At 72.5% G+C, this 23,615-nt stretch carries 22 protein-coding genes; 13 read left to right on the plus strand and 9 right to left on the minus strand.

Annotation, left to right across the window (positions count from 1 at the left end; all coding sequences use genetic code 11):
• Nucleotides 1–20 precede the first annotated feature (20 nt).
• Entirely contained in the window at nucleotides 21–1,229 is a 1,209-nt protein-coding gene (locus tag ACIGXP_RS28480) for a pyridoxal phosphate-dependent aminotransferase (RefSeq protein ID WP_363216596.1), read from the minus strand.
• An 81-nt stretch (nucleotides 1,230–1,310) separates the two neighbouring features.
• On the opposite strand from ACIGXP_RS28480, the gene ACIGXP_RS28485 reads away from it, so the two are divergent.
• Nucleotides 1,311–1,937, plus strand: coding sequence for a winged helix-turn-helix transcriptional regulator (locus ACIGXP_RS28485; protein ID WP_399772988.1), 627 nt, complete (start codon nucleotides 1,311–1,313; stop codon nucleotides 1,935–1,937).
• Nucleotides 1,938–2,013: 76 nt separating this feature from the next.
• Here ACIGXP_RS28485 and ACIGXP_RS28490 read toward each other — a convergent pair whose 3' ends face one another.
• From ACIGXP_RS28490 to ACIGXP_RS28500, 3 genes are read right to left on the minus strand one after another with little or no spacing between them, the layout of a single operon-like run.
• The gene (locus ACIGXP_RS28490) at nucleotides 2,014–2,814 is read right to left on the minus strand and encodes a hypothetical protein (protein ID WP_399772990.1); all 801 of its coding nucleotides are present in this window, start codon (nucleotides 2,812–2,814) and stop codon (nucleotides 2,014–2,016) included.
• The gene (locus tag ACIGXP_RS28495) at nucleotides 2,814–4,073 is read right to left on the minus strand and encodes a VWA domain-containing protein (protein WP_399772992.1); all 1,260 of its coding nucleotides are present in this window, start codon (nucleotides 4,071–4,073) and stop codon (nucleotides 2,814–2,816) included. The genes ACIGXP_RS28490 and ACIGXP_RS28495 overlap by 1 nt, the downstream gene beginning before the upstream one ends.
• A 9-nt stretch (nucleotides 4,074–4,082) precedes the next feature.
• Complete coding sequence (locus ACIGXP_RS28500; protein WP_399772995.1) at nucleotides 4,083–5,624, minus strand: IucA/IucC family protein; 1,542 nt, start codon at nucleotides 5,622–5,624, stop codon at nucleotides 4,083–4,085.
• Nucleotides 5,625–5,739: 115 nt separating this feature from the next.
• Here ACIGXP_RS28500 and ACIGXP_RS28505 point away from each other — a divergent pair, with 115 nt between their 5' ends.
• Nucleotides 5,740–7,224, plus strand: a complete 1,485-nt coding sequence (locus ACIGXP_RS28505) for an IucA/IucC family protein (protein ID WP_399772998.1) — start codon at nucleotides 5,740–5,742, stop codon at nucleotides 7,222–7,224.
• Between the two features lie 12 nt (nucleotides 7,225–7,236).
• Here the strand turns inward: ACIGXP_RS28505 and ACIGXP_RS28510 are convergent, their stop codons facing one another.
• Entirely contained in the window at nucleotides 7,237–8,019 is a 783-nt protein-coding gene (locus tag ACIGXP_RS28510) for a CAP domain-containing protein (RefSeq protein WP_399773000.1), read from the minus strand.
• Between the two features lie 365 nt (nucleotides 8,020–8,384).
• On the opposite strand from ACIGXP_RS28510, the gene ACIGXP_RS28515 reads away from it, so the two are divergent.
• Complete coding sequence (locus tag ACIGXP_RS28515) at nucleotides 8,385–9,299, plus strand: HipA family kinase (protein WP_363216589.1); 915 nt, start codon at nucleotides 8,385–8,387, stop codon at nucleotides 9,297–9,299.
• Between the two features lie 62 nt (nucleotides 9,300–9,361).
• Here ACIGXP_RS28515 and aceB read toward each other — a convergent pair whose 3' ends face one another.
• Together aceB and ACIGXP_RS28525 are read right to left on the minus strand one after the other, a co-directional pair.
• On the minus strand, nucleotides 9,362–10,987 hold the full coding sequence (aceB, locus tag ACIGXP_RS28520) for a malate synthase A (protein WP_399773003.1): 1,626 nt from the start codon (nucleotides 10,985–10,987) through the stop codon (nucleotides 9,362–9,364).
• Nucleotides 10,988–11,171: 184 nt separating this feature from the next.
• Nucleotides 11,172–11,774, minus strand: a complete 603-nt coding sequence (locus ACIGXP_RS28525; protein ID WP_399773005.1) for an NTP transferase domain-containing protein — start codon at nucleotides 11,772–11,774, stop codon at nucleotides 11,172–11,174.
• A gap of 130 nt (nucleotides 11,775–11,904) precedes the next feature.
• Between ACIGXP_RS28525 and ACIGXP_RS28530 the strand changes: the two genes are divergently transcribed.
• Entirely contained in the window at nucleotides 11,905–12,222 is a 318-nt protein-coding gene (locus tag ACIGXP_RS28530; RefSeq protein ID WP_399773008.1) for a DUF5955 family protein, read from the plus strand.
• Nucleotides 12,223–12,356: 134 nt separating this feature from the next.
• On the opposite strand, the gene ACIGXP_RS28535 is transcribed toward ACIGXP_RS28530, so the two are convergent.
• Entirely contained in the window at nucleotides 12,357–13,148 is a 792-nt protein-coding gene (locus ACIGXP_RS28535; RefSeq protein WP_363216585.1) for an IclR family transcriptional regulator, read from the minus strand.
• Between the two features lie 272 nt (nucleotides 13,149–13,420).
• On the opposite strand from ACIGXP_RS28535, the gene allB reads away from it, so the two are divergent.
• The 8 genes from allB to ACIGXP_RS28575 all read left to right on the plus strand — a co-directional run bounded on the left by allB (nucleotide 13,421) and on the right by ACIGXP_RS28575 (nucleotide 21,430).
• Nucleotides 13,421–14,761 carry an allantoinase AllB gene (allB, locus tag ACIGXP_RS28540; protein ID WP_399773012.1) on the plus strand — a complete coding sequence of 447 codons (1,341 nt, stop codon included), beginning with the start codon at nucleotides 13,421–13,423 and terminating at the stop codon, nucleotides 14,759–14,761.
• Between the two features lie 47 nt (nucleotides 14,762–14,808).
• Complete coding sequence (gene alc / locus ACIGXP_RS28545; RefSeq protein WP_399773014.1) at nucleotides 14,809–15,924, plus strand: allantoicase; 1,116 nt, start codon at nucleotides 14,809–14,811, stop codon at nucleotides 15,922–15,924.
• 125 nt (nucleotides 15,925–16,049) lie between these two features.
• Nucleotides 16,050–16,868 carry an AIM24 family protein gene (locus ACIGXP_RS28550; protein ID WP_363216582.1) on the plus strand — a complete coding sequence of 273 codons (819 nt, stop codon included), beginning with the start codon at nucleotides 16,050–16,052 and terminating at the stop codon, nucleotides 16,866–16,868.
• Between the two features lie 74 nt (nucleotides 16,869–16,942).
• Nucleotides 16,943–17,569, plus strand: a complete 627-nt coding sequence (locus ACIGXP_RS28555; RefSeq protein ID WP_399773017.1) for a dihydrofolate reductase family protein — start codon at nucleotides 16,943–16,945, stop codon at nucleotides 17,567–17,569.
• A 283-nt stretch (nucleotides 17,570–17,852) separates the two neighbouring features.
• Nucleotides 17,853–18,749: a DMT family transporter gene (locus ACIGXP_RS28560; RefSeq protein WP_399773080.1), complete on the plus strand. Its 897-nt coding sequence runs from the start codon at nucleotides 17,853–17,855 to the stop codon at nucleotides 18,747–18,749.
• An 85-nt stretch (nucleotides 18,750–18,834) separates the two neighbouring features.
• A complete protein-coding gene (locus ACIGXP_RS28565; protein WP_399773019.1) occupies nucleotides 18,835–19,230 on the plus strand; it encodes a ribonuclease domain-containing protein in 396 nt (131 codons plus the stop codon).
• 194 nt (nucleotides 19,231–19,424) lie between these two features.
• Nucleotides 19,425–20,696: a sensor histidine kinase gene (locus tag ACIGXP_RS28570; protein WP_399773021.1), complete on the plus strand. Its 1,272-nt coding sequence runs from the start codon at nucleotides 19,425–19,427 to the stop codon at nucleotides 20,694–20,696.
• Nucleotides 20,697–20,758: 62 nt separating this feature from the next.
• Nucleotides 20,759–21,430, plus strand: a complete 672-nt coding sequence (locus ACIGXP_RS28575; protein WP_363216578.1) for a response regulator transcription factor — start codon at nucleotides 20,759–20,761, stop codon at nucleotides 21,428–21,430.
• Nucleotides 21,431–21,575: 145 nt separating this feature from the next.
• Here ACIGXP_RS28575 and ACIGXP_RS28580 read toward each other — a convergent pair whose 3' ends face one another.
• The gene (locus ACIGXP_RS28580) at nucleotides 21,576–22,598 is read right to left on the minus strand and encodes a Gfo/Idh/MocA family oxidoreductase (RefSeq protein ID WP_399773025.1); all 1,023 of its coding nucleotides are present in this window, start codon (nucleotides 22,596–22,598) and stop codon (nucleotides 21,576–21,578) included.
• A 130-nt stretch (nucleotides 22,599–22,728) separates the two neighbouring features.
• Between ACIGXP_RS28580 and ACIGXP_RS28585 the strand changes: the two genes are divergently transcribed.
• A complete protein-coding gene (locus ACIGXP_RS28585) occupies nucleotides 22,729–23,466 on the plus strand; it encodes a GntR family transcriptional regulator (protein WP_363216605.1) in 738 nt (245 codons plus the stop codon).
• Nucleotides 23,467–23,615 lie beyond the last annotated feature (149 nt).

Raw genomic sequence — 23,615 nt, forward strand, 5'->3', positions numbered from 1 at the left:
GCGCGAATACGCGAAACGGGCTACTGCCGGTACCCGCCGAGGAACCGCCCGATCCTGCCGATCGCCGCCTCCAGATCCTCCGCGTGCGGCAGGGTGAGGATGCGGAAGTGGTCGGGGGAGGGCCAGTTGAAGCCGGTGCCCTGAACCACCTGGATCTTCTCGCGCAGCAGCAGGTCGAGGACGAACTTCTCGTCGTCGTGGATCGGGTGCACCTTGGGGTCGATGCGCGGGAACGCGTACAGGGCGCCCTTGGGCTTCACGCAGGACACACCGGGGATCTCGTTGAGTTTCTCCCAGGCCACGTTCCGCTGCTCGTGCAGCCGGCCGCCGGGCAGCGTCAGTTCGCGGATGGACTGGCGGCCGCCGAGCGCGGCCTGGATGGCGTACTGGGCGGGGGCGTTGGCGCACAGGCGCATGGAGGCCAGCATGGTCAGGCCTTCCAGATAGTCCTTCGCGTGCTGCCGGGGACCGGTCACCACCAGCCAGCCGGAGCGGAAGCCCGCCACCCGGTACGTCTTCGACAGGCCGCAGAAGGTGAGCACGACCAGGTCGGGGGCGAGGGCGGCGGCCGAGTGGTGGACCGCGTCGTCGTAGAGGATCTGGTCGTAGATCTCGTCGGCGAACACCATCAGGCCGTGCCGGCGGGCCAGGTCCAGGATGCCCTCGACGACCTCCTTCGGATATACCGCGCCCGTCGGGTTGTTGGGGTTGATGATGACCACGGCCTTCGTCCGGTCCGTGATCTTCGAGGCCATGTCGGCCAGGTCCGGGTTCCAGTCGGCCTGTTCGTCGCACAGGTAGTGGACCGCCTTGCCGCCGGCCAGGGTGGTGGCGGCCGTCCAGAGCGGGAAGTCCGGTGCGGGGACGAGGATCTCGTCGCCGTCCTCGACGAGCGCCGTCACGGCCATGGAGACCAGTTCGGAGACGCCGTTGCCGAGGAACACGTCGTCGACGCCGACCTCCAGGCCCAGGGTCTGGTAGCGCTGGGCGACCGCCCGGCGGGCGGAGAGGATGCCGCGGGAATCGGTGTAGCCGTGCGCCTGCGGCAGCATCCGGATCATGTCCTGGAGGATCTCCTCGGGCGCCTCGAATCCGAAGGCCGCGGGGTTGCCGGTGTTCAGGCGCAGGACGCTGTGCCCGGCCTCCTCCAGCGCGTTGGCGTGTTCGATCACCGGGCCGCGGATCTCGTAACAGACCTCGCTGAGCTTGTTCGACTGCCGGAACTCCATGCGCCCCTCCGGAAACTCGTGTTGCTTGGTTTTACCAAGTAGGAGCTTGGAAAGTCCAATGACATGTCTAGACTGCGGGTCATGTCACCTCGCCGAAGCTACGACCAGTACTGCTCCGCAGCCCGCGCCCTCGACCTCGTCGGCGACCGCTGGACCCTGCTGATCGTCCGGGAGCTGCTGGCCGGGCCCCGTCGCTACACGGACCTGCACGCGGACCTGCCCGGCGTGAGCACGGACGTGCTCGCCTCCCGGCTGAAGGACATGGAGCGCGACGGCCTCACCACCCGCCGCCGGCTGCCCCCGCCGGGAGCGGCCTACGTCTACGAACTCACCCAGCGGGGCCGGGAGTTGCTCCCCGTGCTGCAGGCGCTGGGCAGCTGGGGCGAGACCGAGCTGGGCGAGCGCCGGCCGACCGACGCGGTCCGCGCCCACTGGTTCGCGCTGCCCCTGCTGCGGGCCCTGGAGGGGGAGGGGACCGTGGAAGTACGGCTGGCGGAAGGCGAGTTCCATCTGCGCCTCGGCGCAGAGGAGGGCCCGCTGTACGGCGACGGCTCCGCACCCGGCGAGGCCGACGCCCGGCTGGAGCTGGACGCGGTGACCTGTGAGGCCGTTGCCCGTGGCGAGTTGAGCCTGCCGGACGCGGTGCGGGACGGCCGGGTGACGGTGACGGGTGACGGCACCCTCGCCAAGGCGTTGCGGGAGGCGTGAAACCAGCCGCACGGGGTGGGCCGGTGGCCGAACAGACGGAAGGCCCGCCGGCAGGCGGGCCTTCCGATGCGAGGGCTCACACGTTCGGCGGCACCCGGGACGGCCGCCCGGACCCCCGGGTCAGTGCGTACCCGCCGACCCCGGCGAGAGCCGCCAGCGCACCCCCGACCGCGGTCCACACCCACCGGTCGGACCACCAGCCGGAGGACCAGCCGTCGTCGGAGCCGAAGCTCGACAGCACCGCCGGCTTCGAACCCTTCCCGTCCGCCCCGGACTTGACGGCGATGCCGGGAACCAGCGGCTTGCCCAGCGAGCCGTCCACCGCCGCCGCGCCGCCGATGTCCTCGGAGTCGGCACGGACGTCGACGCTCACCGGCTTGCCGAGGTCGGCGGAGCCGAGGTCCACGACGGTCAGCCGGATGTAGTACGTACCCGGCAGCGGGTCGTTGCCCCACGGCTCCGACCACCCGCGCACCGTCCGCAGCACACAGGCCAGTGCGACGGAGGACGTCCCCTGCCCGGCCGTACGGGTCGCCGCCCCGTACTGGCAGGCCTGACGGCGCCGCAGTCCGTCGTACACATCGATCTGCCAGGTCTGCGCCCCGTGCGCCGCAGGCAGCTTCACGCTCGCCCTGACGGTGGGCCGCTGCCCGGTGTCCGCGGGGAACGACCAGTACAGGTAGTCACCCGTCGAACCGGACGCCGTGGCCTGCTGCCCCTGCCGGATCTCCGTCGCCGTACGGAACGAGGTGCCCGCCCGAGTGGGCGCCTTGCCGTCGGCGGAGGCGCCGGGAGACGGGGAGGAGTCGGCCGTGGCCGGTCCGGCCGCGAGCCCCAGCGCGAGCAGCGCCGCACCCATCACACGTGTGATCCGCATCAGTTCGTCCTCCAGACCGCGACCCGCCAGCGCGACAGCCAGCCCCACAGCAGACCCGCCAGGAAGCCGGCCAGCACCAGCGCGCCCAGCAGCCACCAGCCGCGGCCGAGACCGAAGGAGGCCACGTCGTGATGGCCGGACGGTCCGTCCACGACGTCGACGGTCAGCTCCAGCGGCAGACCCGGTGTCGTCTTGACACCGGCCGCGGCCGAGAAGGAGTTGGTGACCTGCAGGCACACCGTCTCCGCGGGCGCGTTGTCGTCGCTCTCCTGCTTCGGGTAGCGCAGACCCGTCGAGATCACGTCCGTACGGCCCGTCCCCGCCGCCTCACCGCGCACGATCTCCCGTCCCTGCACGGTCACCGCCCGCAGCAGCAGCCCGTAGTCGGGGTTCACCGCCCGGTCGTCGGCCACGCTCACCGAGGCGCGCAGCTCCTTGCCGGGGTCCACCTCGACCTTGTACCAGCGCTGCTGCCCGAACTCCGCACGGTCCGTGTACAGCCCCGACTTCAGCGTCGGTGCCTTCTCGCACTGCGCGGCGCCCTCGGTGGCCACCGGAGTCACCACCGGATCGGCCGCCCGGTCCACCAACTGCCCGACCCGGTCGGACAGTTCTTCCTTGTGCCGTACGTCGGTGTAGGTGCCGCCGGTCGCGTCCGCGATACAGCTGAGCTGGTCGCGGGTCTTGGCGTCCGGCACCAGACCGAGGGTGTCGATGGTCAGCCCGATGCCCTTGGCCGCTATCTCGCGCGCCACCTCGCAGGGGTCGAGCGGCTGGCAGGTGTCCTCGCCGTCGCTGATCAGGACGATACGACGGCTTCCCGCGCCGCCGTTCAGATCGTCCGCCGCCTTCAGCAGCGCGGGACCGATCGGCGTCCAGCCGGTCGGCTGCAGCGTGGCCACCGCCGTCTTGGCGTCGGTCCTGTTCAGCGGGCCGACCGGGTAGAGCTGCGCGGTGTCCTTGCAGCCCTCCTTGCGGTCGCTGCCGCGGTAGTTGGCGCCCAGGGTGCGTATGCCGAGCTGTACCTCCTGCGGCGTCGCGTCCAGCACCTCGTTGAACGCCTGCTTCGCCGCGGCCATCCGGGAGCCGCCGTCGATGTCCCGCGCCCGCATCGAACCGCTGACGTCCAGCACGAGTTCGACCTTCGGGGCGGCCGCCTGTGTCTCGTCGGCGACGGCTGAGCCGGGCAACGCGATCCCGGCCGCCAGGGCGGCGAGCAGAGCACAGACTCCCGCCGCCAGCCGTTGTCTTGTGATCATCGCCGGATCTTATGGAGCGGACGGGCCGGGCTCCAAAACGAGCGGGTTCGGCAGGGACGTCCACTGGTCGCCCGGGGTCCCGGGGGACAGGCGCATCAGGGTCAACGCCTTGGCCGGCAGCGGGCCTTCGCGCAGGGCGCGCAGGTCGGGGGTGTCCGCGAGGTCCGGTACGGCGGCGGACAGGGCCGCCCCCAGCGCCGCGCCGGAGCCCGCCGTACCGGCCAGCGCGCCCGCCACCAGGGAGCCGAACAGCTTGCGGCGCAGGGCCGTCTCGTCGTCGGTGACCAGGCGCCCGGTGAGCGCGGGCGGGACGATGCCGTGCCGGGCCAGGCGGGCCGGGCTGATCCGGATGTCGGCCAGGTCGCGGTAGACCAGCCGCAGCGGGGTGCCGTCCGCCGCCAGGATCACCAGCAGGTTCTGGCCGTGCGCCTCCAGGGCCACGCCGAGGTCGAGCAGGCGCAGCCCCACGGTCAGGGTCAGGCGGGTGAACGCGGCCATCCAGGCGGGCGCGTCCGGCAGGCAGGTGGTGGCGAGCGCGGCCACCGGCAGGACCCGTTCCCCCGGGCCCGTGTACACCTCGGGTGACTCGCGCAGCAGCGCGGCCAGGTCGGGGGATCCGGCCGAGACCGCGCCCAGCGTGCGGGTGAGGTGCAGCAGACCGTCGGTGCGGGCCGCCAGCTCCTCGCCGAGGGCCGTCAGCGGCGCGGCGGCCCGGACCGAGTACGCGGAGATGTCCCGCACGGAGGACGTCAGCCGGGCGCTCAGCGCGGTCTTCACATGCGTGCCGCCCGGGAGTGCGAGGGTGCGCAGGGACAGCAGGGGACGCCCCGGGCGCCAGGGGCCGTACGGCCGCTGCAGGACGTGGCCGGCCTGCCAGGGGTGCACGGGCACCAGCAGCCGTCCGCCGTCGCGCAGTTCCTCCGGCCAGTCACCGTTCACCAGGCAGTCCGCCGCCGGCACCGGTACCGTCCCCAGCTCCACCACCGGCCTGTGCTCCGGGCCGTACGCCAGCTGGTCGGCCACCGAGAAACCGGGACGGGAACGGCAGCCCGGGTGGTAGGGATGCCCGTCGGTCACCCGCTGCTCCCACTCCCAGTCCCTCCCCCAGCCTTCGGTCGTGGGGACCCCCGCGGGCCACTCCTTCGGGTGATCCGCGCCGGCCCGTGACAGCGCCAACGAGGCGACACTGTCCGCCAGTTCGGCGGCGAATGCCGCGCCGTGCGGCACCGCGAGGGCGGTCATCAGCGCGGCCGGATCCACCTGGCGCTCCCGGTCCAGGCGGACGCCGGTGACGTACTCGCTGGTGGCGTACGGGTCCGCGGGCGGCCCGTACAGCGTCCGGCCGTCGGCGAGCCGCAGCGCCAGGCCGTGCGCACCGTGCGCCCGGCCGGTGATCCATGGCAGCGGCTCGTGGGCCAGCGCCCGCCACAGCCGGGTCAGCACGGCGGCGCGGGCGCCCGGCAGCTCCGCCGTGTAGCGGGGCAGCAGCGCCGGCCGGACGGCGGCCAGCTCCTCGGCGACCCGGGCCTCGGTGGTGGCGGGACGGTGCACGGTCGGCTCCTCGGTTGCACGCTGCACGCAGGACGGTCGCACGCTGCACGCAGGACGATTGTCGGGGACGACAGACATACTGAGCGCGACGACCCCGACGAAACGAACGGATCGCGTGGACCTGACACCCCCCACCGACGCCGTCGGCCGCCGCGCCGACGCCTATGCGGCCGCTCCGGTGCTGAACTGCCTGCTGCGCGAGGTGGCCGAGCCGGACCCCGCTGACCCACGGGTGCACCGGCTGCCGAGCGGGCGGCTGCTGCGCGTGCGCCCCGGCCGGCGCCCCACCGACCCCGAGGTGTGCTCGGCCGGGGTCTGGCACCACGTCGTCCACACCGAACTGGTCAAACTCGTCGCCGAGGAACTGCGCCGGCACACCGGGCTGTCGGGCGGCGACCTGCCCGCCGAGATGATCGACAGCCGGGACGCGGTCGCCGCGCTGCTCACGGCCCGCGCCCGGGCGACGCCGCCCGCGGATCCGTATCTGCTCTCCGAGCAGTCCCTGATCACCGGCCACCCCTGCCACCCCGCTCCGAAGGCGCGCGGCGGCGGCCCGGTCGCGTCCTGGCTGCCCTACGCCCCCGAGGCGCACGCCCGTTTCCCGCTGGTGCTGCTCGGGGTGCGCGAGGACCAGGTGGCCGAGGAGGGCGACACCGGCGCCCTGGACGCGCTCGGCACGGCCCCGCCGGGCTACCGGCTGCTGCCGGCCCATCCCTGGCAGCTGGACCTGGTCGGCCGGGAGCTGGCGGAGGCCTTCGCCGACGGCCGCCTGCTCCGCCTCGGCGACACCGCCTTCGACACCTGGCCCACGGCGGCGATCCGCACGGTCTACGAGCCGCGGCGCGATGTGTTCCTGAAGTTCAGCCTGGACGTCCGCATCACCAACGACATCCGCCGGCTGTGGCGCCACGACCTGCGCAGAATGCGCCGCACCGACCGGGCCGCCGGGCAGGCCTTCGCGGCGCTGGGCCCGCCCGCGGCCTGGCTGAGCGACCGCGGCTACCGCACGGCCGCCTTCGCCTTCGAGGAGCTGGCCGTCCTCGTCCGGGACGGTCTGCGCGGCCATCTGCTGCCGGGTGCCACCCCGCTGCTCGCCGCCGGCCTCACCGAGGGCTTCGACGGCAGCCCGCTGGCCGGTGCGGCCGATCCGGCGGCCTGGTGGGAGGCCTATCTGCGGCAGGTCGTCCCGCCCGCCCTCAGGGCCTTCGACGAGCACGGAGTCGTCCTGGAGGCCCATCTCCAGAACACCCTCGTCGCCGTGGACGCGGCCGGCACGCCCGTCCAGGCCCTGTTCCGGGACGCCGAGGGCGCCAAGCTGCTGCCGGACGTGAGCAGGGCCGCGGGCTGGGAACGGCTGGTCTACTGCCTGGTGGTGAACCACCTCACCGAGATCGCCGCAGCCCTCGCCGAACACCACCCGGGCTTCGACCCCTGGCCCGCCGCCCGCGGCGAACTCGCCCGGCACCGCCTGCCCGAGATCCCCGCCCTGCTCACCGCGCCCACCCTGCCCGGCAAGACCAACCTGCTGCTGCGCTGGACCGGCGCGGACGGCGCGGACGCCCGCTACCTGCCCCTGCCGAACCCGCTGGCGGCGCGTTGACCTGCCTGCCGACTACCGGGCCGTGCCGAAGTCCTGGGTCCAGTAGCTGCCCGGCTGCGCGAGACCGACGCCGATCTGCTGGAAGGAGCAGTTGAGGATGTTGGCCCGGTGTCCGGGGCTGGACATCCAGCCCGCCATGACCTCGTCCGCGGTGCTGTAACCGTAGGCGACGTTCTCGCCGTAGGCGCTCCAGTCGTAGCCGGCGGCCGTGATGCGGTCGCCCGGGGCGGACCCGTCGGACCCGGTGTGCGACATGTTCTGGTGCGCCGCCATGTCCGCGCTGTGGTCCTGCGCGGCCTTGGTCAGCGCCGTGTTCAGCGTCAGGGGCCGGCAACCGGCCTTGGCGCGCTCGGCGTTGACGAGCTGCACGATGCGCGCGACGACCCCGGACGCCGTGGCGGAGGCCTGGGGCGTGCTCGGCGTGGCCTTCGGGGTGCTCGGCGCGGCCGGGGCCGTGGACGCGGCGGGGGTGGAGTGGGGAGCGGGGGTCGTCGCCGGCCTGGGGGTGGCGGCCTTCGACGTGGCGCTCGGGTGAGCGGTGGCCCGGGGCGTGTGCGGCGCCGCGGCCGACGGCGTACCGGTGTGGTGCCCGTTGCGGTGGTGATGGTGGTGATGCCGGTGGGGGTGCTGCCACTGCTGCGGGGGCGCGGTCGCCACGGCGGCCTGGGACGGGTCCTCCGGGCCGTACGGCCAGGTGGAACAGGCCAGGGCGACGGACGGTACGCCGACGGCGCCGATGGTGACGGCGGCGATGACTATCCGCCGGTAGTGCTGCGTCCTGCGGTGCTTACCCATGCGTGAACCTCACTCGGTGATCGCCGAGCGGTCATTCTCAGGACGGCCTCACAGAGAGCGCAAAGGCCTCTTCTACTACCCCGCCTCGTAGGGTGGGGCGGGTCTTGCCAGGCGGGCGGAGAGATGCCGACTTCGCATCCGCGACGTTTGCTCGCTGCTGTCGCCTCGTCAGACATGCGCGCCCGGCGAGGAATAGGGGAAGCCATTGGGCGGGTGGCGGGAGCTCGCTCGGGAGCGGCAACGAATCTGTGGCAAGACGGACAAGTCCTCTTTGTCCCACGGGTGGCATCTACTACCCGGCCTGCTTAGTCGCCGACGCCGGTGTGAGGGATGTCACCCGGCCGCCCTGCTTTAGGGTGGCTGGTGTGCTGCGCGACGTGACTGCTGTTCGATACGTGACCCCGCTGCGGTCGGGCGGCTCCGTCCCGGGAGTCGTCGAGGCCGACGACGACGGCACGTACGTCGTCAAGTTCACCGGCTCGGCACAGGGACACAAGGCGCTGGTCGCCGAGGTGATCGTCGGCGAACTCGCCCGCGCGCTCGGACTGCGCTTCCCCGAGCTGGTCCTCGTCCACTTCGACCCCGCCATCGCCGCCGGCGAACCGCACCAGGAGGTGCGCGAGCTGCACGGCGCGAGCGCGGGCGTGAACCTCGGCATGGACTACCTGCCGGGCGCCCGGGACTTCACCCCTCGGATCGCGCAGTCCTTCCCCGTGGACCCGCTGGAGGCCGGCCGCATCGTCTGGCTGGACGCACTGACCGTCAACGTGGACCGCACGGTCCACAGCTCCAACCTCATGGTCTGGCCGACACTCGGCACCACGCCGCCGCGCCTGTGGCTCATCGACCACGGCGCCGCCCTCGTCTTCCACCACCGCTGGGACACCACGACGCCGGGCAAGAGGTACGACTTCCGCCACCACGCCCTCGGCCACTACGGCCCCGATGTCCGCGCCGCGGACGCCGAACTCGCGCCACGGGTGACCGAGGAGCTGCTGCGCGGCATCGTCGCCGAGGTCCCGGACGCCTGGCTGGCCGAGGACGCCGGCTTCGCCACGCCCGACGACGTCCGCGCCGCCTACGTCGACTACCTCCTCGCCCGGGTCCGCCGCTCGCCGGAGTGGCTGCCCACGGACTTCCCGAGCCGTGCACAGCTCGCGGCCGAGGAGGCCGCCCGCGCCGAGAAGACGCAGGCGGGCCGCCCGGACTGGCTCAAGCGCGTCCCCGACCTGCACGGCAAGCCGGCGGCGGAACAGGACTGGTCGGCGCACCTGGGCTGAAGGTGCGCGAGCGGCCCCGGACGCCGTCCGGAGCCGCTCGGTGCGCCTGTGCGGCCGGGGTGTCAGCCCTTGAGCTGCTCGTACGCCGGCAGGGTCAGGAAGTCGGCGTAATCCTCGTCCAGGGAGACCGTCAGCAGCAGGTCGTGCGCCTCCTGCCAGTGGCCGGCCGCGAAGGCCTCCTCGCCGATCTCCTTGCGGATGGCGTCCAGTTCCTCGGCGGCGACCTTGCGGGCCAGTTCGGGCGTGGCCTTGTCGCCGTTCTCGAACTCGACGCCCGCGTTGATCCACTGCCAGATCTGGGAGCGGGAGATCTCGGCGGTGGCCGCGTCCTCCATCAGGTTGAAGATGGCGACCGCGCCGAGCCCGCGCAGCCAGGCCTCGATGTACCGGATGCCGACCTGGACGGCGTTGACCAGACCGGCGTACGTCGGCTTCGCGTCCAGCGAGTCGATCGCGATCAGGTCGGCCGCCTCGACGTGCACGTCCTCGCGCAGCCGGTCCTTCTGGTTCGGCTTGTCGCCGAGGACCTTGTCGAAGGACTCCATGGCGATCGGGACCAGGTCGGGGTGGGCGACCCAGGAGCCGTCGAAGCCGTCGTTCGCCTCGCGGTCCTTGTCGGCGCGGACCTTCTCGAAGGCGATCTTGTTGACCTCCGCGTCCCGGCGGGACGGGATGAACGCCGCCATGCCGCCGATGGCGTGCGCGCCGCGCTTGTGGCAGGTGCGGACGAGCAGTTCGGTGTACGCCCGCATGAACGGGGCGGTCATCGTGACCGCGTTGCGGTCCGGCAGGACGAACCGGGCGCCGCCGTCACGGAAGTTCTTGACGATGGAGAACAGGTAGTCCCAGCGGCCCGCGTTCAACCCGGCGGCGTGCTCGCGGAGTTCGTAGAGGATCTCCTCCATCTCGTACGCGGCCGTGATCGTCTCGATCAGGACGGTGGCGCGGACGGTCCCCTGCGGGATGCCGACGTAGTCCTGCGCGAAGACGAACACGTCGTTCCACAGCCGGGCTTCGAGGTGCGACTCGGTCTTGGGCAGGTAGAAGTACGGGCCCTTGCCGAGGTCCAGCAGCCGCTGGGCGTTGTGGAAGAAGTAGAGGCCGAAGTCGACGAAGGCGCCGGGGACGGCGCGGCCGTCGGCGTCGACGAGGTGCCGCTCGTTCAGGTGCCAGCCGCGCGGGCGCATGACGACGGTCGCCAGTTCCTCGTTCGGGCGCAGGGCGTAGGACTTGCCGGACTTCGGGTCGGTGAAGTCGATGTTCCTGGTGTAGGCGTCGATCAGGTTGATCTGGCCGAGGACCACGTTCTCCCAGGTGGGCGCGGAGGCGTCCTCGAAGTCGGCGAGCCAGACCTTCGCGCCCGAGTTGAGCGCGTTGATGGTCATCTTGCGGTCGGTCGGGCCGGTGATCTCGACGCGCCGGTCGTTCAGCGCGGGCGGGGCCGGGGCGACCTGCCAGGAGTCGTCCGCGCGGATCGCGGCCGTCTCGGGCAGGAAGTCGAGCGTGGAGGTGCGGGCGATCTCGGCGCGGCGCTCGGCCCGGCGGGCGAGGAGTGCGTCACGGCGCGGGGTGAACCGCCGGTGCAGCTCCGCCACGAAGGCGAGCGCCGCGTCCGTGAGGACCTCTTCCTGCCGGGGCAGGGGCTCGGCGTCGACGATGGCCAGCGGGGACGGCGCTGGTGCGGACATGAGCTGTCACTTCCTTCAGCGGTGGCACCGGGTGCCTAGTGGCACTTATAGGGCAAACAGCGCCCGCTGTGCGGTCAGGCGCTTCTGAACAGTGGATAGTAGTTTCCTCATTGTGGAACTTCAATGGTTTGTTGATGTCGAGATTCTCTGAGTCGAGGAAAGGTGGCGCCCAGTGCCACCCCCTTCACTCAAGGTGGCGCAGGTCGGCCTCGATGTCGATGTCGTACGGCTCGGCCACGTCCGCGCACTCCACGAGCCGGATCTGCCCGGCGTGCTCCTGAAGGTAGGCGCGGGCTCCGCGATCCCCGGTGGCCGTCGCCGCGATGCCCGGCCAGTGGGCCGCGCCGAACAGCACCGGATGCCCGCGCGTCCCGTCGTAAGCGGCCGAGACCAGCGATTTCTCGTCCTCGTACGCACCGAGTACCCGCGCCATGGCCGCCGGTCCGATGCCCGGCTGGTCGACGAGGCTCACCAGGGCCGCGTGCACCCCCGTACCGGCGAGTGAGGCCAGCCCCGCCCGCAGGGAGGAGCCCATGCCCCCGGCCCAGTCGGGGTTGTCCACGAGCACACAGCCGGTCAGGTCGGCACGCGCCCGTACGTCGTCGGCGCGAGCGCCCAGGACGACGTGCACGCGTGCGCACCCGGCCGCGCGCAGCACCCCGGCCGCGTGCTCGACCAGCGGGCGCCCCCGGTGCTCCAGCAGCGCCTTGGGACGCCCGCCGAGCCGTCTGCCCCCGCCGGCGGCGAGCAGCAGCCCGGCGACCTCCTCGCGATGCTTGTCCGTCATGCGTCCTGCATACCTGACGCGAGGGACGACGGCCCGATTCCCTTGGGCTGAATTTCGGTCCGCGCGGTGGCGCTCCCGGACGCGGTGGCGTTTACTGGCCCGCGCACGACGGAGTGTGGGGGGGAGGGCTGTGTTGCGGAGCTTGGGGCAGAGGCCAGTGACCGGCAGCGGCGAGGACCCGAGAGTGGCGGAACTGCGAACCGCGGTGTCCCGGCTGCGCCGCGAACTCGCCGCGCTCCCCTCCGAGTTCCCCGACCGCGCCATAGCCGAGGACGAACTGGCGGCGCTGGCGGCGATGGCCTCCGGCGGTGCGCCGGAGATTCCGCGCCTGCGCAGCTCCCTGTTACTGATCGCCGGCGCCATCGGCTCGGTGAGTGCCCTGGCCAGGGGGCTGGGGGAGGTGCGTCAGGCGGTGGATCTGTTCGGGGGGCCGACACAGCGGAGCTGAGTGCGGTTCCCCAGGGGCGCGGAGCTGTGTCGACATGCGGCTCCGCCGCGTGGGCGCGACAAGCCGCGACGCGCGTTCGGCGGCTGCGGGCCCCTCGCGGTACGTCGCGCAGTCCCCTGCGCCCCTCAGGTGCTTCAGGCGCCCGAACTCGCGAGGGCCTGGGCGAGTTCCCGAGCCACTTGCTGCAGCACCGGCACGATCTTTTCGGTCGCCTCCTCGGTGACCCGCCCGGCAGGCCCGGAGATGGAGATCGCCGCGGCCGTCGGAGACTCCGGCACCGACACCGCCAGGCACCGGACTCCTATCTCCTGCTCGTTGTCGTCGACGGCGTAACCGGCCCGCCGTACGTCCTCCAGCGCCGCCAGGAACCCGTCCGGCGTGGTGATGGTCTTCTCCGTCGCGGCGGGCATCCCCGTACGGGACAGCAGCGCCCGCACCTCGTCGTCCGGCACACCGGCGAGGAGTGCCTTGCCGACACCGGTCGAGTGAGGAAGGACCCGTCGGCCCACTTCCGTGAACATCCGCATCGAATGCTTCGACGGCACCTGCGCCACGTACACGATCTCGTCGCCGTCCAGCAGCGCCATGTTCGCGGTCTCGCCGGTCTCCTCGACCAGTCGCGCGAGGTAGGGCCGCGCCCACGTGCCGAGCAGCCGGGACGCCGACTCGCCGAGCCGGATCAGGCGCGGGCCGAGCGCGTACCGCCGGTTCGGCTGCTGGCGGACGTATCCGCAGGCGACCAGCGTGCGCATCAGCCGGTGGATGGTCGGCAGCGGCAGCCCGCTGGTCGCGGACAGCTCGCTCAGGCCGACCTCGCCGCCGGCGTCCGCCATCCGCTCCAGCAGGTCGAAGGCGCGCTCGAGGGACTGGACCCCGCCGGCGGAGGACTTGGCGGAGTCGTTGGTGCTGGCGCTGGACGTCGGCACGGCGCGTTCCTTTCGGGGCTGACAGGAGGGCAGAAGCCTACCCGGCGGCCGGTTGACTCCCTGCTCGTACATAGCTACGTTCTGCTTGCTGGAATTCTAATTCCGCTTTGTGGAAAAGTCCAGAGTGTGTGCGGCCGCGCGCTGCCCGGAAGTGTGCCCCTTGACGGCGGGGGAGCGGGAGTGAAGACTCCTTCAACAGAACGTTGAAATCCGTTTCGTGGGTGTAAATCCCGTTTCCTGGGCGTAAAACGGCGATACAGAGAGGGGTTCGGGTGTCCGACGCTGAACTGGTCCTGCGCTCGACGCGCGTCATCACTCCGGAGGGGACACGGGCCGCCGCGGTCACCGTGTCCGCCGGGAAGATCACGGCCGTCCTGCCGTACGACGCCCAGGTCCCGGCCGGGGCGCGGCTGGAGGACTTCGGCGACCACGTCCTGCTGCCCGGCCTGGTCGACACCCACGTGCACGTCAACGACCCTGGCCGCACCGAGTGGGAGGGCTTCTGGACCGCCACCCGCGCGGCGGCGGCCGGCGGCATCACCACGCTGATCGACATGCCGCTCAACTCCCTCCCGCCGACCACGACCGTCGAGAACCTGCGGGTCAAGCAGGAGGTGGCCGCCGACAAGGCGCACATCGACGTCGGATTCTGGGGCGGCGCCCTGCCGGACAACGTCAAGGACCTGCGCCCGCTGCACGACGCCGGTGTCTTCGGCTTCAAGGCGTTCCTGTCCCCGTCCGGCGTGGACGAGTTCCCGCACCTCGACCAGGACCAGCTGGCCCAGTCCCTGGCGGAGATCGCCGGCTTCGGCGGCCTGCTGATCGTGCACGCCGAGGACCCGCACCACCTCGCCGCCGCCCCGCAGCACGGCGGCCCCAGGTACGCCGACTTCCTCGCCTCCCGCCCGCGCGACGCCGAGGACACGGCCATCGCGAACCTCGTCGCGCAGGCCCGCCGCCTCCACGCGCGCGTGCATGTCCTGCACCTGTCCTCCAGTGACGCGCTGCCGCTGATCCGCGCCGCGCGCGCCGAGGGCGTGCAGATCACCGTGGAGACCTGCCCGCACTACCTCACCCTGACCGCCGAGGAAGTCCCCGACGGCGCCAGCGAGTTCAAGTGCTGCCCGCCCATCCGCGAGGCCGCCAACCAGGACCTGCTCTGGGAGGCGCTGGCCGACGGCACCGTCGACTGTGTCGTCACCGACCACTCGCCCTCCACCGCGGACCTGAAGACCGACGACTTCGCCACCGCCTGGGGCGGCATCTCCGGCCTCCAGCTCAGCCTGTCCGCCGTATGGACCGAGGCCCGTAGGCGGGGTCACGGCCTGGAGGACGTCGTCCGCTGGATGTCCACGCGGACGGCCGCCCTGGCCGGCCTGGAGGCCGCCAAGGGCGCGATCGCCCCCGGCCGCGACGCCGACTTCGCCGTCCTCGCCCCGGACGAGACCTTCACCGTCGACCCGGCCGGTCTCCAGCACCGCAACCGGGTCACCGCGTACGCCGGCAAGACCCTGTACGGCGTCGTGAAGTCCACCTGGCTGCGCGGCGAACGCATCGTCGCGGACGGCGAGTTCAGCGAGCCGAAGGGCACGCTGCTCAGCCGCCCCCGGTGAGCCACCTCCGCACCCGGCCGACGCCCAGAAAGGAACCCCTGATCACCGTGACGGCGATACCGAGTTACACCGGCGACGCGAACCCCTACGGAGGCGGCGACCCGTACGCGGACTACCGCACCGCCGATTTCCCCTTCACCCAGTACGCCAACCTCGCCGACCGGCAGCTCGGCGCCGGTGTCATCGCCGCCAACGACGAGTTCTTCGCCCAGCGGGAGAACCTGCTGGTGCCCGAGCCCGCCGAGTTCGACCCCGAGCACTTCGGGCACAAGGGCAAGGTCATGGACGGCTGGGAGACCCGCCGCCGGCGTGGAGTCTCCGCCGAGCACCCGTGGCCGACCGCCGAGGACCACGACTGGGCGCTGGTCCGCCTCGGCGCGCCCGGGGTGATCCGCGGGATCGTCGTCGACACCGCCCACTTCCGCGGCAACTACCCGCAGGCGGTCTCGATCGAGGCCACCTCCGTACCCGGCTCGCCGTCTCCGGAGGAGCTGCTGGGCGACGACGTGAAGTGGACGACGATCGTCCCGCGCACGGCGGTGGGCGGCCACGCGGCGAATGGTTTCTCCGTATCGGTGGAGCAGCGCTTCACGCACCTCCGGGTCAACCAGCACCCCGACGGCGGCATCGCCCGGCTGCGCGTGTACGGCGAGGTCGTCCCCGACCCCGAGTGGCTGGCGGTCCTCGGCACCTTCGACGTGGTCGCCCTGGAGAACGGCGGCCGGGTCGAGGACGCCTCCAACCTCTTCTACTCCCCGGCCACCAACACCATCCAGCCCGGCCGCTCCCGCAAGATGGACGACGGCTGGGAAACCCGCCGCCGCCGTGACCAGGGCAACGACTGGATCCGCTACGGGCTGGCCGCCCAGTCCCGGATCCGCGCGATCGAGATCGACACCGCATACCTGAAGGGCAACAGCGCCGGCTGGGCGTCGGTGTCCGTGAAGGACGGCGAGAACGGCGACTGGGCGGAGATCCTTCCGCGCACCCGCCTGCAGCCCGACACCAACCACCGCTTCGTGCTCCCCGAGCCGGCCGTCGGCACGCACGCGCGGATCGACATCTTTCCCGACGGCGGCATCTCCCGCCTGCGCCTGTACGGTTCCCTGACCGAACAGGGCGCGACGGGCCTCGCCGCCCGGCACCAGGAACTGGGCGGCTGACCCCACCCCCTGTGCGCGCGGGGCGCCCCGGCCCGGACAGCACCGGAGCGCCCCGCGTGTCACCCGTACGGACCCAGTTCGCGGCTCCCTGGAATTTATGGGTCCGGCTTGCGCGTTCTTCTCGCGTGACCCTTCAGCAAGAGATCGTCGGCAACGCCATGCAGATGGCGGTCGTCAACCTGCAGCCCGGCCAGACCGTGTACTGCGAGGCCGGAAAGTTCCTGTTCAAGACCACGAACGTGACCATGGAGACGCGGCTGTCCGGACCATCCGGGAACGGCGGGCAGCAGGGGCAGAGCGGCGGGGGCGGCGGCATGGGCGGTCTGCTGCGCCAGGCCATGGGCACCGCCATGCAGGTGGGCCAGCGCATGCTCGCGGGCGAGTCCCTGGCGTTCCAGTACTTCACCTCCCAGGGCGGCGAGGGCACGGTCGGCTTCGCCGGCGTGCTCCCGGGCGAGATGCGGGCCCTGGAACTCGACGGCACCCGCGCGTGGTTCGCCGAGAAGGACGCCTTCGTGGCCGCGGAGTCCACCGTCGACTTCGGCATCGCCTTCGCCGGCGGCCGCACGGGCATGAGCGGCGGCGAGGGCTTCATCCTGGAGAAGTTCACCGGGTACGGCACGGTGATCATCGCCGGCGCGGGCAACTTCATCGACCTCAACCCGGCGGACTTCGGCGGCCGTATCGAGGTGGACACCGGCTGTGTGGTCGCCTTCGAGGAGGGCATCCAGTACGGCGTCCAGCGCGTCGGCGGCCTCAACCGCCAGGGGATCATGAACGCCGTGTTCGGCGGCGAGGGCCTGTCCCTGGCCACCTTGGAGGGCAACGGCCGGGTGATCCTGCAGTCCCTCACCATCGAGTCCCTCGCCAACGCCCTGAAGAAGGCCCAGGGCGGCGACAAGCAGGGCCCGACGGGCGGCCTGTTCTCCACCAACGCCGGCTGAACCGATGAGTTACGGGTGCGTGCGGGGTCTGAGCCGATGACACGGACCCCGCACCCGGAAAGAAGGCACCCGCCATGGGCAAGCTCGTCTCCACCGTCTTCATCACCCTCGACGGCGTGTACCAGGCGCCCGGCGGCCCCCAGGAGGACACCCGGGGCGGCTTCGAGCACGGCGGCTGGAGCTTCACGTACGGCGACGACGACTTCGGCCGGTTCGTCACCGAGGTCTTCGAGCGCGCGGGCGCGTTCCTGCTCGGCCGCCGTACGTACGAGATCTTCGCGTCGTACTGGCCGAAGGTGACCGATCCCGCCGACCCGATCGCCGCCAGGCTGAACGCCCTGCCGAAGTACGTCCCCTCGTCCACCCTCACCGACCCCGGCTGGTCCGGCACCACCGTGATCGGCGGCGACCTCGCCAAGGAGGTCACCGCCCTCAAGGAGCGCACCGACGGCGAGCTCCAGGTGCACGGCAGCGGCGCCCTGGTCCGCTCCCTGCTCGACCTCGGGCTCGTCGACACCCTCCACCTGGTCACCTTCCCGGTGGTGCTCGGCACCGGCCTCCGCCTGTTCGCCGAGGGCGCCGTACCGACCGCCTTCACGCACACCGCCGGACGCGTCACCGCCGCCGGTGTCTCCATCCAGTCCTACGACCCGGCCGGGAGGCCGCGGTACGGCTCCTACGAGCTCCCGGAAAACCCGTAGGCCGAGCTCGTCCCCGCCGGTACGGTGATCGCGCCCCGTGCGAGCCGCCGACGTCTCCGCACCCCCTCCGGAGACCGGGAGACCCGCACCCATGTCGTCGATCGCCGCACCGGGAGCCGCCCTCGCGCCCCGTCGCCGGATACCCGCCTGCCCGGCGGCGTCCGGCACGCCCGCTCGCCGCGTTGCCGAACCGCCCACGTGGCTCCGTCACGAAGGCGCTCCGGCGCCTTGCGATCGCACCCACCGGACGCCGCCGGGCCCGCCCTCCGGGCGGACGACGGGAATCCGGCGGCGGGACGCCGCGCCCCGTCGCGCCTGGCACACCGACCTGCCCGTGCTGCTCGTCGCGGTCTGCTGGGGCGCCAGCTACCTGGCGGCCAAGGACATCACCACGGCCCGTACGGTGCTCGCCGTGCTGGTCCTGCGTTTCGCGCTCGCCGTGCCCGTCCTGGCGGTGGCCGGCCGTCGGGCGCTGCGCGCGCTCACCGGCGCCCAGTGGCGCGGCGCCTGCCTTCTGGGGCTGATCCTCAGCGGGATCTTCCTGCTGGAGACCTACGGGGTGGTGCACACCTCGGCGACCAACGCGGGCCTCATCATCAGCCTCACCATGGTCTTCACCCCGCTCGCCGAGGCCGCCGTCACCCGCACCCGGCCCGCCCCCGGCTTCCTCGGCGCGGCGCTGCTGTCCGTGCTGGGCGTCGTGCTGCTCACCCAGGGCGGCGGCTTCACCCGGCCGGGCACCGGCGACCTGCTGATGCTGCTCGCCGCGCTGGCCCGCACGCTGCATGTGCTCGCCATGTCCCGGATCAGCGCCGTACAGGGCGCCGACGCGCTGCCGCTCACCACGGTCCAGCTCGGCGCGTCCGTCGCCGTGTTCGCCCTCCTGTCCGCCGTCTCCGGTGGCCCTGCGCCCTGGACGGCGGCGGCGCACTTCGGCCCGCGGGAATGGGCCGGGCTGCTGTTCCTGTCGGGGCTGTGCACGGTGTTCGCCTTCTTCGTGCAGATGTGGGCGGTCCGCCGTACCTCCCCGTCCCGGGTCGGACTGCTGCTCGGCACCGAGCCGCTGTGGGCCGCCGCTGCCGGTATCGCCCTCGGCGGGGAACGGCTCGGCGCGCCGGGGCTCGTGGGTGGCGCGCTGGTGCTTGCGGGGACCGCGTGGGGACGCCGGGCGGCAGGTTAACTTCGCGAAAACTCCTCGGACTTGACGGGAAAATTTTCAACTTTGTCGTTGACATGCCAACATCTACGCGCGTCATCATGAAGGCATGAGATTCCCCCCACGCGCCACTCGTATCGGCGCCGCAGCAGCCCTCCTGTCCGCCCTCCTCGTGGGCGGCACCGTCTCCGCCACCACGGCGGACGCCGCCGCCGCGTCGGTCGGCAGCATCTGCTACGGCGCCCTGCCCTCGCAGGCCCACCACACCCTGGACCTGATCGACCAGGGCGGCCCCTACCCGTACGCGCAGGACGGCACCGTCTTCTCCAACAAGGAAGGCGTCCTGCCGAGCGAGCAGTCCGGCTACTACCACGAGTACACGGTGGTCACCCCCGGTTCCCCGACGCGCGGTGCCCGGCGCATCGTCACCGGTGAGGAGTCCCAGGAGGACTACTACACCTCCGACCACTACGCCACGTTCGCCCTGATCGACTTCGGCTGCTGAGCCGACCGGTCCCGTTCACCGCCCCGACGCCCGCCCCGCGACCTGCCCCCACGCCGGCCACGGGGCGAGCGTCGAGGCGCCACAGGACCGCTCCGCCGCGTCACGCCACCGAAAGTCCACACGCGTGCGACTTTGGTCGCTGATCCGGCACACGGCAGGGTTCCCGCGGCCGATCCTGCGTAGATTTGGCGACCGTGAGCAAGGACGAACCGATACGGGTGACACAGGGGTTCGCAGGCCGCCGCTGGCTGTTTCCCTCGGCCCTGGTGTACGAGTTGGACCCGGACGCCCGCGCCTCCGGCCGGCGGCCGCGGCGCACCGCGCGCGACTGGGTCGTCGACTTCTCGTGCTTCCTGCTGGCCGCCGTCCTCGCTCTGGCGGCCGCGCAGTCCGTGTCCGACGAACCCGGTCTGCCGTACTCCCTCGCCGTCCTCGACCAGGCGCTCGGCGCCGTCGCCTGTGCGGCGGTCTGGCTGCGGCGCCGGTGGCCGGTCGGGCTCGCCGCCGCGCTGGTCCCGGTCGGCCTGCTGTCGAACACCGCGGGCGGCGCGGCGATGGTCGCCACGTTCACGCTCGCCGTGCACCGGCCCTTCCGCTATGTGGCCTGGATCGGCGGCGTCGACCTCGCGCTGGTCCCGCTCTTCTACTGGCTGCGGCCCGACCCCGACCTGCCCTACGCCGGAACGGTCGCGTTCACCACGCTGCTCACCGTGTCGATCATCGGCTGGGGCATGTTCGTCCGCTCCAAGCGGATGCTGATGCTGAGCCTCAGGGACCGGGCCCACCGGGCGGAGACCGAGGCACGGCTGCGCGCCGAGCAGGCCCAGCGCCTGGCCCGCGAGGCCATCGCCCGCGAGATGCACGACGTCCTCGCCCACCGGCTCACCCTGCTCAGCGTGCACGCGGGCGCCCTGGAGTTCCGGCCGGACGCACCGCGCGAGGAGATCACCCGGGCCGCCGGAGTGATCCGGGAGAGCGCGCACGAGGCGCTGCAGGACCTGCGGGAGATCATCGGCGTGCTGCGGGCCGGCGAGTCCGAGGAGACGGCCGGCGAGCGGCGCCCGACGCTGGCCGCGCTGGACGCCCTCGTCGCCGAGTGCCGCGATGCGGGCATGAAGGTCACCCTCGACCACCGCGTCGCCGACCCGGCCGCCGTCCCCGCCTCCGTCGGCCGCACCGCCTACCGCATCGCCCAGGAGGCCCTGACCAACGCCCGCAAACACGCCCCCGGCGCCGAGGTCGCCCTCAGCCTCACCGGCACGCCCGGCGACGGACTCACCCTGGCCGTCACCAACCCGCCGCCCACCACCGAGCCCGCGCCCGTCCCCGGCTCCGGGCAGGGCCTGATCGGCCTCACCGAACGCGCGAGCCTGGCCGGCGGCCGGCTGGAGCACGGCACCACGTCCGACGGAGGGTTCGCGGTACGGGCCTGGCTGCCATGGGCCCGGACAGGACCCACGTCCTGACGATGCCGTCGTCCGCCGGCAGGGCCTCCATGCGCCGCCCGCACCGTGATTACGTAAGGCCCATGACACCGATCAGACTCCTCCTCGTCGACGACGACCCGCTCGTACGCGCCGCACTGGCCCTGATGATCGGCGGGGCCGAGGACATCGAGATCGTCGGGGAGGCCGCGGACGGCGCCCAGGCCGAGGAACTCGCCGTGCGCACCCGGCCGGACGTCGTCCTCATGGACCTGCGGATGCCCTCGGTGGACGGGCTCACCGCGACCGAGCGGCTGCGCGCACGGGCCGATGCCCCGCAGGTCGTGGTGCTCACCACCTTCCACGCCGACGAGCAGGTGCTGCACGCCCTGCGCGCGGGCGCCGCCGGATTCGTCCTGAAGGACACCCCGCCCGCCGAGATCGTCGACGCCGTGCGCCGGGTCGCGGCCGGCGACCCCGTCCTGTCGCCCGCCGTCACCCGGCAGTTGATGCGGCACGCGGCCGGCGGCGCCGCCGACGCACGCCAGGCACGCGCGCGTGACCGGCTCGCCGCCCTCAACGACCGCGAACGCGAGGTCGCCGTCGCCGTCGGCCGCGGCCTCGCCAACGCGGCGATCGCCGCCGAACTGTTCATGAGCGTGGCCACCGTCAAGACGCATGTCTCCCGCATCCTCGCCAAACTCGGCCTCGACAACCGCGTGCAGATCGCGCTGCTCGCCTACGACGCCGGACTCCTGGAGGAGGACGGTCACTGAGCCCGCGCGCCACGCGTTGTCCCTGCAGCAAGCACCTGCCGGCCACCGCTCCGCCCCGGCACAGCGTGGCCCGGGGCCGCTCGCGTGGTGGCCGTCGTCACGGGGCCGTCGCTCGGCCGTCGCTCGGCCGGTGGGCGTGTCGTGGTCAGCCGTCGGACGGGCGTGGGCGGTCCGGGATGTCGGTGAGGGGCACCGGGTGCCGCTCCCGCCGGGAGACCTCGCAGGCCTCGGCGATCCGCAGGGCCTGCAGGGCCTCGTGGCCGTCGCACGGATTGGTCCGCTCGCCGCGGATCACGTCCACGAAGGCGTTCAGCTCCGCCTCGTACGCGGGCCCGAACCGTTCCAGGAAGCCGGTCCACGGCTTGTCCGCGGGCGGCGGCCCGGTCGGCTCGGTGGACGCGAGCGGCGTACGGTCGTCCAGCCCCACCACGACCGTGTCCCGCTCCCCGGCCAGCTCCATGCGCACGTCGTAGCCCGCGCCGTTCAGCCGGGTCGCCGTCGCCGTGGCGAGCGTGCCGTCGTCCAGCGTGAGCAGCACCGCGCCGGTGTCCACGTCACCGGCCTCGCGGAACATGGCGGGGCCGCCGTCCGAGCCGGTGGCGTACACCTCGGCCACCTCGCGGCCCGTCACCCAGCGCAGCACGTCGAAGTCGTGGATCAGCGTGTCCCGGAACAGCCCGCCGGACAGCGGCAGCCACTCGGCCGGGGGAGGGGACTGGTCGCAGGTCATCGCGCGCACGGTGTGCAGCCGGCCGAGCCGTCCCGCGCGCACGGCCTCGCGGGCGCCGGCGTATCCCGCGTCGAAGCGCCGCTGGAACCCCATCTGCAGGACCGTCCTGGCCGCCTCCACCTCGGTGAGCGCCTGCAGCGTGCCCGGCAGATCGAGCGCGATGGGCTTCTCGCAGAACACCGGCAGGCCCGAGCGGGCTGCCCGGCCGATCAGTTCGGCATGGGCCGCCGTCGCCGTGGTGATCACCACCGCGTCCACGCCCCATGTGAAGATCTCGTCCACCCCCGGCGCCGCCGTCTCGCCCAGCCGGTGCGCCAGCGCCTGCGCCCGCGCCGGATCCGCGTCCGTCAGGATCAGCGATCCGACTTCGCGGTGGCGGCTGAGCGTTCTCGCGTGAAGGGTGCCGATGCGGCCCGTACCGATGACCCCGATGCGCATGGAAACAAAGTGAGGGCCGAGACCGCACCCTGTCAATGCGTATGTCCTGACAATCGGACTACACAACTTCCCGTCAACCGATCACGGGGCTACGCTCGGGCTCGTGCCGAAACCAGATGTGGACCCGACCGTGTCGCTCGACCTCCGCGTGGACCGTAGCTCCCCGGTGCCGCTGTACTTCCAGCTCTCCCAGCAGCTGGAGGCCGCCATCGAGCACGGCAGCCTCACCCCGGGCAGCCTGCTGGGCAACGAGATCGAGCTGGCCGCACGGCTCGGCCTGTCCCGGCCGACCGTCCGCCAGGCCATCCAGTCCCTGGTCGACAAGGGACTCCTCGTGCGCCGCCGCGGTGTCGGTACGCAGGTGGTGCACAGCCAGGTCAAGCGCCCGCTGGAGCTGAGCAGCCTCTACGACGACCTGGAGGCGGCCGGCCAGCGCCCCGCGACCAAGGTCCTGGTCAACAGCGTCCTGCCGGCCTCCGCCGCCGTCGCCGCCGCGCTCGGCGTCCCCGAGGGCAGCGACGTGCACCGCATCGAGCGGCTGCGCCTCGCGCACGGCGAGCCGATGGCGTACCTCGTCAACCACCTCCCGCCCGGCCTGCTGGACCTCGACACCGGCCAGCTGGAGGCCACCGGCCTGTACCGGCTGATGCGTTCCGCCGGCATCACCCTGCACAGCGCCCGCCAGTCCATCGGCGCCCGCGGGGCCACGGCCGCCGAGGCCGAGCGGCTCGGCGAGACCGAGGGCGCCCCGCTGCTCACCATGCAGCGCACCACCTTCGACGACACCGGCCGCGCGGTCGAGTTCGGCGACCACACCTACCGCCCGACGCGCTACTCCTTCGAGTTCCAGCTGCTCGTCCGGCCCTGACGGCACCCCGCTGCTCGTCGCAATGTCCGGACAATCGGACGGGGTGGGCGCTCCCTGCCGCGTCATGAGTGTTACCTGTGTTCGATACTGGAGCGTTTGGGGCTGCCGAGGCCATCGGCGGTCCCTCTCGTCCGTCGGAGCAAGAACAC

This window comes from Streptomyces sp. NPDC053069, assembly GCF_044546895.1.
Lineage (GTDB): Bacteria > Actinomycetota > Actinomycetes > Streptomycetales > Streptomycetaceae > Streptomyces.

Bases quoted from the DNA above. Each gene is read 5' to 3' on its own strand.
- ACIGXP_RS28480 (WP_363216596.1), bottom strand. From the start codon at position 1,229: ATGGAGTTCCGGCAGTCGAACAAGCTCAGCGAGGTCTGTTACGAGATC.
- ACIGXP_RS28485 (WP_399772988.1), top strand. From the start codon at position 1,311: ATGTCACCTCGCCGAAGCTACGACCAGTACTGCTCCGCAGCCCGCGCC.
- ACIGXP_RS28490 (WP_399772990.1), bottom strand. From the start codon at position 2,814: ATGCGGATCACACGTGTGATGGGTGCGGCGCTGCTCGCGCTGGGGCTC.
- ACIGXP_RS28495 (WP_399772992.1), bottom strand. From the start codon at position 4,073: ATGATCACAAGACAACGGCTGGCGGCGGGAGTCTGTGCTCTGCTCGCC.
- ACIGXP_RS28510 (WP_399773000.1), bottom strand. From the start codon at position 8,019: ATGGGTAAGCACCGCAGGACGCAGCACTACCGGCGGATAGTCATCGCC.
- aceB (WP_399773003.1), bottom strand. From the start codon at position 10,987: ATGTCCGCACCAGCGCCGTCCCCGCTGGCCATCGTCGACGCCGAGCCC.
- ACIGXP_RS28525 (WP_399773005.1), bottom strand. From the start codon at position 11,774: ATGACGGACAAGCATCGCGAGGAGGTCGCCGGGCTGCTGCTCGCCGCC.
- ACIGXP_RS28555 (WP_399773017.1), top strand. From the start codon at position 16,943: ATGGGCAAGCTCGTCTCCACCGTCTTCATCACCCTCGACGGCGTGTAC.
- ACIGXP_RS28565 (WP_399773019.1), top strand. From the start codon at position 18,835: ATGAGATTCCCCCCACGCGCCACTCGTATCGGCGCCGCAGCAGCCCTC.
- ACIGXP_RS28575 (WP_363216578.1), top strand. From the start codon at position 20,759: ATGACACCGATCAGACTCCTCCTCGTCGACGACGACCCGCTCGTACGC.
- ACIGXP_RS28580 (WP_399773025.1), bottom strand. From the start codon at position 22,598: ATGCGCATCGGGGTCATCGGTACGGGCCGCATCGGCACCCTTCACGCG.